Source organism: Sulfobacillus harzensis, from assembly GCF_012933365.1.
Taxonomy (GTDB): Bacteria; Bacillota; Sulfobacillia; order Sulfobacillales; family Sulfobacillaceae; genus Sulfobacillus_B; species Sulfobacillus_B harzensis.
Map to the genome: position 1 here is coordinate 1 of NZ_JABBVZ010000121.1, position 9,190 is coordinate 9,190.

The 9,190-nt window shown below is 54.2% G+C and carries 10 protein-coding genes; 8 read left to right on the forward strand and 2 right to left on the reverse strand.

Annotation, left to right across the window (positions count from 1 at the left end; translation table 11 throughout):
- Positions 1-113 precede the first annotated feature (113 nt).
- Together HIJ39_RS19720 and HIJ39_RS19725 are read left to right on the forward strand one after the other, a co-directional pair.
- Positions 114-260, forward strand: coding sequence for a hypothetical protein (locus HIJ39_RS19720; RefSeq protein ID WP_169102757.1), 147 nt, complete (start codon positions 114-116; stop codon positions 258-260).
- Positions 261-376: 116 nt separating this feature from the next.
- Entirely contained in the window at positions 377-1,735 is a 1,359-nt protein-coding gene (locus HIJ39_RS19725) for an ISL3 family transposase (protein WP_169102758.1), read from the forward strand.
- A 734-nt stretch (positions 1,736-2,469) separates the two neighbouring features.
- On the opposite strand, the gene HIJ39_RS19730 is transcribed toward HIJ39_RS19725, so the two are convergent.
- Entirely contained in the window at positions 2,470-3,249 is a 780-nt protein-coding gene (locus tag HIJ39_RS19730; RefSeq protein WP_169102759.1) for a hypothetical protein, read from the reverse strand.
- 432 nt (positions 3,250-3,681) lie between these two features.
- Complete coding sequence (locus HIJ39_RS24735; protein WP_338055253.1) at positions 3,682-4,113, reverse strand: hypothetical protein; 432 nt, start codon at positions 4,111-4,113, stop codon at positions 3,682-3,684.
- Between the two features lie 113 nt (positions 4,114-4,226).
- Here HIJ39_RS24735 and HIJ39_RS19740 point away from each other — a divergent pair, with 113 nt between their 5' ends.
- From HIJ39_RS19740 to HIJ39_RS23810, 6 genes are all read left to right on the forward strand, one after another.
- Positions 4,227-5,060: an alpha/beta fold hydrolase gene (locus tag HIJ39_RS19740; RefSeq protein ID WP_169102761.1), complete on the forward strand. Its 834-nt coding sequence runs from the start codon at positions 4,227-4,229 to the stop codon at positions 5,058-5,060.
- Complete coding sequence (locus HIJ39_RS19745) at positions 5,047-5,613, forward strand: TetR/AcrR family transcriptional regulator (protein WP_169102762.1); 567 nt, start codon at positions 5,047-5,049, stop codon at positions 5,611-5,613. The genes HIJ39_RS19740 and HIJ39_RS19745 overlap by 14 nt, the downstream gene beginning before the upstream one ends.
- A gap of 325 nt (positions 5,614-5,938) precedes the next feature.
- Positions 5,939-6,361 carry a DUF4260 family protein gene (locus tag HIJ39_RS19750; RefSeq protein ID WP_207711805.1) on the forward strand — a complete coding sequence of 141 codons (423 nt, stop codon included), beginning with the start codon at positions 5,939-5,941 and terminating at the stop codon, positions 6,359-6,361.
- 385 nt (positions 6,362-6,746) lie between these two features.
- Positions 6,747-7,544, forward strand: coding sequence for an aminotransferase class I/II-fold pyridoxal phosphate-dependent enzyme (locus HIJ39_RS19755; protein ID WP_169102763.1), 798 nt, complete (start codon positions 6,747-6,749; stop codon positions 7,542-7,544).
- A 24-nt stretch (positions 7,545-7,568) separates the two neighbouring features.
- Positions 7,569-8,906 (forward strand): hypothetical protein, encoded by a 1,338-nt coding sequence (locus HIJ39_RS19760; RefSeq protein ID WP_169102764.1) that lies wholly within the window; start codon positions 7,569-7,571, stop codon positions 8,904-8,906.
- Positions 8,903-9,190, forward strand: a 288-nt coding sequence (locus HIJ39_RS23810; RefSeq protein WP_476718349.1) for a P-loop NTPase family protein, incomplete at its 3' end; no start/stop codon positions are given. The genes HIJ39_RS19760 and HIJ39_RS23810, both read left to right, overlap by 4 nt.

A 9,190-nucleotide genomic window follows, 5' to 3' on the forward strand; every position in this document is an offset into this window, starting at 1 on the left:
AATTCAGGGGGAAAGAAATTTTCTCAGACCCCACAAGCATTGCAAATCAAGGACTTCGGGTTATGAAAAACCCTCACGTACAATAATGGAAAACGGTCATGAGGAGTCGAATCATGCCAGAGTCATGGAAAAACCAGCTCTATTTCGGGGACAACCTCGACATTCTGCGCGAATATATCCCCGATGAATCGGTCGACCTCATCTATCTCGACCCGCCCTTTAATTCCGGGTATCCGGGATTTGTGATGGATCTCAGATAATTCAGTCGGCGCAACATGCCGTGCTAAAAACGGGGTTTGTAATGGATCGTTGGTGATTGTCATGGTAAAGTAAAGACGGATTTTATGATGGATGCAATAACGAATCTGGAGGCTTCATGGATGGTCGTATGGCGGCACCCGTGCCGAACCTGCTCAACTTGCCCGACTACCGCATCATCACGGTGGATGAAACCGATGACGCCTACCATATTGCCGCCGAGACTCTAGTAGCCCCGAGGATGTGTTCCCATTGTGACGGCACGGCCATCGTGAGTTATGGCCGTCGTGAGCAATGGATTCGGGATCTGCCCATGCATGGGAAGCGCGTGGGTCTCTATTTTCAAACGCGCCGCTTTCGCTGTAAAGCGTGTGGGAAGACCTTTTACGAGGATTTGCCCAGCGTGGATACCCAGCGGTTTATGACGGAACGGTTAGTCGCCTGGATCGGACCGGCGGCTATCCGACGGCCCTTTGCCCACGTGGCGCAGGAGGTGGGTGTCTCCGAACGGACGGTACGCGATATTTTCCACGATCATGTGACCGCCTTAGAAGCGCACCGTCAGGTCGAGACTCCGCAATGGCTGGGTCTCGATGAAATCCATCTCATCCGTCCTCGGGGCGTGGTGACCAACGTCCAAGAATGTACGCTGGTCGATTTGCTGGTGAACCGCAACAAGGAGACCGTGACGGCGTACCTCATGCGATTGCCGCATCGACAGCGCGTGCAACTGGTGACGATGGACATGTGGCGTCCCTACCAGGAGGCCGTCCAAGCTGCCCTCCCGCAGGCCACCGTGGTCATTGACAAGTTCCATGTGCTCAAGATGGCCAATGCCGCCGTGGAGCGGGTGCGCAAGCAACTCCGGGAGGCGCTGACGACGGCCCAGCGCCGGGGACTCATGCACGATCGATTCGTCCTCCTCAAACGGGAGGCCGACCTGACCGACCGGGAAGCCTTGCTCCTCTCCACGTGGGTCAAAAACTATCCGGTTCTGGGCGAGATCCATCGCTTGAAGGAATCATTCTTCGGGCTCTATGATTGCGCCAGTGCCGCCGAGGCTCGATCCTATTATCAGACGTGGGAGCAGTCACTCACGCCCGACCACCGCGCCGCCTTTGCGGAGTTGCTGACCGCTTGGCGGCACTGGGAGACGCATATCGTGGCGTACTTTGATCATCCGGTGACGAATGCGTATACCGAGAGTCTTAATAATCTCATCCGCGCGACGGATCGTCTGGGGCGCGGCTATAGCTTCGCGGCCTTGCGCGCGAAGATGCTCTGGGCCGAAGGGGTCACCAAAACGCGTCGGCGCCCGCTAGCACGGCAAAGTCCGTTACGGGAGCAATTACCGCCTATCGGTAATGCCCAATTCGCACGGCCCACCATCATGGGGCCCGACGTGTCGACGGTTCCGGTCGACGTCGGGGTTGATATGGTGGCATTGAGTCGGCAGTTGGAGACGGGGCAGTTGTAACGCATCGATTCGGATAATCCGTAACAGTGGTCTACTAACGTAATATAGAACGCCTAATGAATGTCTGGTAGGCAAAAAGCGGCCTTGAGATTTGCTTCCTCGGCGAGTTGCTGTTTGCGTCGCGTTCTAACGACCCGGTTCGCTTACGGCTGCAATCCACAAGGCCTGGTGGTCAACGATTGCTGATCCTGATGTGGGCTTTTGCGGAACCCACATGGCCGCAATCACGAGAGCTTTCACATTCGGCCAAACATTCGCATGCGGATCAACGGTGAACAAACCGCTCGCATCTAACTTACAGCCCTTACCCGACGGATAGGTCACATTGACCGTGCAACTATCAAGCACCATGTCTGGCGTCACCGGTGAACCAGCTTTAGGACGTGTGCGAAGTACCCACAGGTTTACGGAATTGGGCGATACGGCTGGATTCCAACGGAACGTTATCGACCGTCTTGGAGTGAGAACAACTTGGTTCCATGGCAGGGAGCCACTGACAGATTGATGGGCGTGGAGCCCCGTATGGTTCTTCCACTTCCACGCGATAGCTGGCATTCGCTCATCACTGTCCTGAACGATAAGCGTAGGCCTACTTTCGGGAATGCCCTCTACATACCAGCGTACTTGAGGGCGCGACATGGTACTGCCTACCGATCCACAAGAGACTGCCATGCTTCCAATCATCATAACTATGGCATACTTTGCCAGCCTAATCCTCGGTCGGTTCATAAGTGTCATATAGCGAACGTGCCCGGAGGAATAATAGCGGCTTCATTGGTCAGAAGCCTTTCCACAATGATGTCCCACTCCCGGCCGTTGGCCCCTTCTCCAGTGACGCGGCGAAGAAATCCGGTACTCATGTCCACCCATAGCTGAAAAAAATTGACGTAATCGACGAACTCGGCGTCCCGCTCCGGGTCGGCGAGCCAATTCATCTTGTCTTGTTCAGACAAGCGGTCTGGGAAGGGGTCATGCTCCCATGCACCATTAACCGCCAAGACATGGACAACGTTGGTATCATGATAGACGTCGTCTCGCAAGGGAGCCACGGTATCGTTAATCACAAAGCTACAACTGCTCGCCCACAATTGGGGATTAAGCCACGCCCAGAGATGCGCATTGTCGCGGGCCGTGAGGTATGGCCTCCCAAACCACAGTGCGTCGCCCTGGGTCAGGTGCTCGTCTTCTGCGGCGCGGCGAGTCCCCTGCCTCTGAAGTTGACCGTTGCGCCGGATGGCCCAGGTATCGCCATCGACTGTGAATGACAGTGTCGTCCGCTGGCCCACGTCCCGGCCAGGTATTTCGTTGTCGTAGCGCCATCGCTCGGGCGCTCGCCACCACGCCCTATAATGATACGGGGCGATGTGCAGGTCCTGGGGCTCCAAAAACTGTGGACCATGAGGCGTGGGCGGCGTTACTGTATACGCTTTCTCGATAGCCTCCGCCACTAACACCTCGACACCGCTCCATGCGGATAGCATCCGTTCTTTTACTTCCTGAATCGTTCGCGGCATAATCGATCACCAGATTCCTTTCTTCTCTATTAAACACTAAACATATGGAGAGGGCTCGCAGGGTACTTGAACATTACTGTACGAATTGGAAGCATTCTGCGCAGGGCCACCGTTCAAATAGGCCGGACCAGTCGCACCATACCACCAAATTTCCCCATAAATGCACGCTGCCTTGGATTGGTCGGACTCTACCTTGAAAACATTGTATTTGGTGGTGGACCCTGGAGGCTCTTGGACCCAATAGGTCGTTGATCCGAATAGCCCTAGAGAATATAAGTATGCAACAGCGGTAATCGATGGAGCTTTCAAATCGCAATTGACATACGTATGGGTGTCTATATAACTCTCGCCAAGTCCGCCCCAATAGTCAGAATAGTGGGCTGTCCCACCTTAACCGTGCAGGAAAAAGAAGGGGTGGGAACTAGCGTCGGGCTAACTCCGCCGACGCTCTGAGCCATTGCTGGTGTTGACGCCATTTCGAGAAACACGGCACTGCCAATGGCCGCAGCTGGCATAAAAATCGCCTTCTTCAACATAACGAATACCTCCTCGTATTGCAATCGTCAGCACGGTTTCTGGCGGGTCTTCCTCTGAGAACCCCGTCGCGCTCGGAAAGCGTCCCACAACCAAAGCAGCAATTTGTTGATAAACACCCATCTGTCTTAGCTGGGTCAGATAGCGGTCCACCGTGGCCACATTGGTCGTTTCGTCGTCTTCCACACAGAGAATCGCACCGGTCATATCGGGCCAATAAGGGGTGGGACAGAAAAATGTCCCTTTCTGGAGAATGATGGCGCTTACAGTCCGATCAGATCGGGAACACCTCCCCGCCGACCGATGCGGCCGGGGCGGACGACAGGACACCCGGGAGTCACCCCGAGCACCGCAGCGTGGGCCTTGTCGCCTCCTTGACAAAGCTAATCCCGTTAGCTAGAATCGACGTAAAGCTACTGGCATTAGCCACAAGGAGACGAACGATGACAAACGTGATGTCCATGGCGGAGCAGACGCAGTTTCTCGAGCGGCCGGACGGCCGCGTGGCCTATGAGGTGGTGGGGCGTGGTCCGCTCCTGATTTGCACACCCGGGATGGGTGATCTCCGGTCCGTCTATCGATTCATGGCCCCAGCATTGGCTGAGGCGGGGTACCGCGTCGCCCTGATGGACCTGCGCGGCCACGGCGACAGTGACGCCACCTTCACGCAATATGACGACGTGGCGGTTGGCTACGACTTGTTAGCCCTGACCCGCGCCCTCGGCGGTCCCGCTATCTTAGTCGGCAATTCCATGTCGGCTGGCGCCTCGGTGTGGGCGGCGGCAGAGGCGTCCGAATTGATCGCGGGATTGGTGTTAATCGGTCCGTTTGTGCGCAATGTGCCCATCAGCGGATTCGCTCGAGCGGCTTTTCGGCTGGCCCTCCAACGCCCTTGGGGGCGGGCGGCATGGGTATCCTACTATCGCCGCCTCTATCCCGGCCAGCGCCCCCATGATCTGGCCACGCATGAGGCCGCGATTCGGGCCAGCTTGGGACGCCCGGACCATTGGCGGGCCTTTGTGGCCACCACGCAGACGTCCCACGTACCGGCCGAGCGCCGCTTGGCAGAGGTGGCTGTGCCGACCCTGGTGGTGATGGGAGTCCGGGATCCGGACTTCCCGAATCCACAAGCCGAGGCGCATTGGATTGCCGATCGGCTATCGGGGCGGGTTGTCATGATCGACCATGCGGGGCACTATCCGCAGGCGGAGTATCCCAATCTTGTCACACCGGCGGTTCTGTCGTTTCTGAAGGAGGCGGGCCTTGCCGCGCGCTAATCTGAGCCCCGCCAAAATTTTGGACCGCGCGGTGCACTGGGTTGATATTCATGGCTACGAGCAATTGAGTATGGCGGCGCTGGCCCAGACCTTTGGCGTGGCGGTGCCCAGTCTCTATAAGCATGTACCGTCTCTGGCCTGGATACGACGGGGCGTAGCCGAGCACGGTTTGCGAGAACTCGGCGATGCGTTTCAACAGGCGGCCGCCGGACGGCACCAAGAGGAGGCCTTGCGTCACATGGCCCAGGCCTACCGCGAGTATGCGAAGGGACATCCAGGCCGCTATGCCGCGATTCAGCGCGCACCCGATCCCGGCGACACCGATCTGCAGCGCCTCAGCGAGCACGTCCTGTGCCCGATTTATGAAACGCTCGAAACGTATGGTCGCACGGGCGATCAGGCCACGCATGACGTCCGGCTGTTGCGTGCGGCGTTGCACGGGTTTGTCTCCCTGGAGATGGCAGGTGGTTTCGGCATGCCGCTCAACATTGAAGAATCTTTTGAGCATCTCATCGCGGCCCTGGATACGACCTTTCGCAGTAACCTTCGGTAAAAGGTCGCCACAGCTCCGATCGTCGGGCACACGCTGCCGGACGACCAACAGCGAGAGGCGCCGGGCCGATCGCGGAGTCATCGGCGGCAAGGCGGAACCATGAACCGGGCCATCATGACGCCGCCGACAATGAGCCATAACGCAGGGGCCACGATAGCGGCCGGCAGATGCAATGCCAACGTCGCACGCGCCACCCTGCGTGCCCTGACTCCGGGGCGTTTCTGGCCTAACACTACCGAAATGCCCCGCTTATGGGTTCTGTTTCTTAGCGGACTAATTGTCCGGCAGTAGGCGACTAAAACACAAAAGAGTAACACATGATGCGGTGGAACGAGAAAAACTTGATGAAGACGGTTCCTTAAAATCTTTAAAACGAATCCCTGGAAGAGGAGAAGACTGTTTGAACAAAATTTTATTGCGTACTGAAGGGCTAGTGGTTCTGGCATCCAGCATTTATTTTTACTTCAATCTGGAATTTCGTTGGCCTGCGCTTGTAATTTTATTACTAGCACCAGATTTATCAGCGCTTGGATACGTGAAAAATAACAAGGTCGGCTCAGTTTTGTATAACTTATTTCACACCTACAGCGTTCCAATAGCAATAATCATTTGTAGTGTCGCGATACACAGCCATATTTCTTTAATGATTGGCTTACTTTGGGCAGCTCATATCGGCATGGATAGAATGTTCGGTTTTGGATTGAAATATCCAACAAAGTTTCAAGATACTCATTTGAATCGTATCTGATAAAGACGGACGTTCAAGTCCTAACGCCCCCGTTCGCAGCTTATTAGCGACGTGAATAGTTGGCCGTGTGACAACCTCTCTCGTCTTTGTCACGCGCCCTACCTTCGTCAGTTCATGAAGAATATCGGACCTACGCGGCCTCATCCCCCAAGATTCCATCTTCACAATGGCCTGCATTTTTCGTTCCGTTACTACCCGAACCCCAATTCGACCAAATGAGCAGATTATCCTTTTTTGTCCGTTGTATTTATCCGATCTATCAACTAATTGCCGACTTGCCGACGCTAAGAAATACTTTACGCATCACTCCCATCAACCGAGACCGAAAATGTTTGCCGGGAGTCCTAACATCACTGATCTATCATAAAATCCGGATACCCTGATTTTGCAGGTGCCGAACTACGAGGGTTATGGGCTATATGCCACTCTCGCCAAAGTGAAGATCACTCCTGTGCCATGGTACTTTGACCCCGATCGTTTTCTACAGGAACTAGATGCCGTCCTCAAGAAGGCAAAGCCGACATTAATAGTTGTCACTAGCCCAAACGGATGGACTGGAGCGGCCATTACGGCCGAAACAATGCGCGATATTGCTAAAGCATCTTATGAGCACGGCCATCTTCTGTGTATCGACCAGGCGTATTCGGCCTTCGGTTCTGAGAGTTACACTACTTTGTTGACTGATTTCCCAAATGTGATTTTCATCAAAAGCTTTTCGAAATCCCTTGGGTTGGCAGGGTTCAGAGTGGCCAGTGTCTTTTGTAGCCCGGAAGTGGCATCGTATTTGAAAAAATTCAAACCGGCCAGTACTTTCAGTCGATTGTCGGGCGATTTTTTGATCTACTGTTTACAACACCCGCAGAGGTTCTCGACACTTCGACGCGCATGTCTTGAACGCCGAGAGCGCTTGAGCAACTTCGTCATCCGTAAATGTCCTACATGGACTGTACATGCGTCGAATGCGAATTTCCTATTTGTGGACACGCATGACGCCAACGTCCTTTCCGGGCTAAGTCGGCTCTTGCGTGCCCGGCGTATTATCGTCCGTTTTTTCGCGGATGAACGTCTTGGAACCCACTTTCGCATGACCGTTCCTGGCGACCATGAAATGCACGCAGTGATGGAGTGTCTTGAGCTCTTCGGGCGTTTTGAATACGGGCGTTCAGCCGGTTTTTCGGAATGACATGGCATTGGGGAGGCTTCGACCGTGAGCATCGATATGGTGAGAATTTCCGGCGAAAAGCTTGTCGGAGGCGAAATCCCCATTATGGGATATAAACATGCTGCCGTACAATTGATCGCGGCCGCGACAATTCTTAGGGAACCAGTTCGGCTTACCAACGTCCCAGGCGTCACAGATGTCTACATTTTAAGCGAGATTGTAAAGACGGCCGGAGGGATCTGCTCCTTCAAGAACGGCTCTCTATACATCGATTCGCGGCCCATGCGAGGAACCCGAATCCCTTCCGAGTTAAGTCAAAAAATTCACGGTGCCTTATACCTCATCCCTGCATTTTTGAAAACTTCGGGCAAAGTTGAATTTCGCGAATTCGGAGGCTGTCAGATAGGCGATTCGGTTGACCAGGGCGCGCGACCGATCCACCATGTATTATCTGTTGTCGAACGCTTCGGTGGTAGATTCTATGTTTCTGATGACGGGGTTGTCGGTATCTGCTCGGAATTTAAACCTTGTACCATTGATGTGTTGTCCTATTCGGGCGATGGCAATGGCCCACTGGTTTCCGGAGTAACGAAAACGGCTATACTGTGCGCGATCAGCTGTGACCACGGAGAGTCACGCATTCTTCATCCGTATCTTAAGCTCGATGTCCTTGAACTATTAGACTTTATTGCTGAACGTGGCTTTGAGGTTCGACGCTCTGCTGAGGAAATACGCATTTCAAAACGAAACGTCGGCTCTGGCCGCTGGTCCAGCAATTTCCCGCACCGCATTGCGCCGGACGTGAGTGAAATCATGACATTTATAACCCTTGGGGTGCACACTCATACCCCTGTTATACTTACTAATGTCGATTATCGTGCCATGGCTGGATTGCATGCTGAACTTAGCTTACTGGAGGCAATGGAGGTCCCCGTGGAGTGGACAGCGACTGGCGTCCATGTTTGGCCAAGGCAGGTGGTCCAGTCACAAAATATTGTAGTTACATCGACGGGCATATACAGTGACCATCACCCCTTTTTTGCCTTAATGCTTACGCATGGCCGCGGTACGTCTACCATTCAGGAACTTGTTTGGCGGGATCGCTTTGCATACCTACCAGGATTGAATCTCATGGGGGCTGATATCCGGCGAGACGGCCCGACGATTACTATTCACCCATCTCGCCTTGATCGTGGCGGTCAAACTGTCTTTGCCAGTGATGTGAGGGCTGCTGCCGTGTTGCTAATCGGTTCGCTAACCACGCCAGGAACTACTACCGTCACGGGAATACATCATATCGACCGCGGATACGAGAATCTTTTCGCCAAACTTCGACGCCTTGGGGTCACGATAGAGTTGCTCGAACAAGGTGCTGCCCCATGAAAAATCGGACCGACAAGCATGGATTCTGGCTCTATGATGACATTAACGTTCGGCACCTTCTGGGATCCAAGTTCGTTCTAATACTGGGTTCACCGGGAAGTGGGAAAAGCACTTTCGCTCGTAAATTTTCCGACATAGTTGGCGTTCCTCGATTTTCCATGGATGACCTTTATTGGGGAAAAAATTGGGAACCGCTCGATCGGGCTGAATTTAGCGCGCGCGTAATGCGAGTTCTTGGAGCTGACAGATTTATTCTAGAGGGCAACTACCATGACCGCTTCCTT

Excerpts from the sequence above, each read along its gene's own strand:
- HIJ39_RS19725 (WP_169102758.1), top strand. The coding sequence starts at position 377 with ATGGATGGTCGTATGGCGGCACCCGTGCCGAACCTGCTCAACTTGCCC.
- HIJ39_RS19740 (WP_169102761.1), top strand. The coding sequence starts at position 4,227 with ATGACAAACGTGATGTCCATGGCGGAGCAGACGCAGTTTCTCGAGCGG.
- HIJ39_RS19730 (WP_169102759.1), bottom strand. The coding sequence starts at position 3,249 with ATGCCGCGAACGATTCAGGAAGTAAAAGAACGGATGCTATCCGCATGG.
- HIJ39_RS19720 (WP_169102757.1), top strand. The coding sequence starts at position 114 with ATGCCAGAGTCATGGAAAAACCAGCTCTATTTCGGGGACAACCTCGAC.